A 329-nucleotide genomic window follows, 5' to 3' on the forward strand; every position below is an offset into this window, starting at 1 on the left:
ATCGAGGCTCTGAAGGCCGCCGAGCGGGAGGTGTCGCAATGAATGCGCTCGCCGCTTCGCTCGAAGCCGTTCCGCCGACCGCAGTGGAGTCTTAACAAGGGCTGCTCGGCGCCATCCACCACCACAACGATGCGATCGACCGGGCTTGGGATTTCATCCAGCCGGAAGATTTCTCGGACCTGGTCCATCAGCAAATATTTGCCGCGATGGTCGTTCGTCGAGATGCCGGCGAGGCGATCGACCTGGGGCTGATGAAGGCGGTCCTGGGAGATGCCGAACTCGGCGGCGTTACGGTCGGGCAGTACCTCGTCAACTTGATGCACGGCGCC

General features: G+C 62.6%; 1 protein-coding gene. It reads left to right on the forward strand.

The features are described from left to right. Positions 1-155: 155 nt before the first annotated feature. On the forward strand, positions 156-329 hold a 174-nt coding region (locus MKK70_RS30935; RefSeq protein WP_409568226.1), incomplete at its 3' end, for a DnaB-like helicase N-terminal domain-containing protein.

The sequence above is a fragment of the Methylobacterium sp. E-041 genome, assembly GCF_022829665.1.
Classification (GTDB): Bacteria; Pseudomonadota; Alphaproteobacteria; order Rhizobiales; family Beijerinckiaceae; genus Methylobacterium.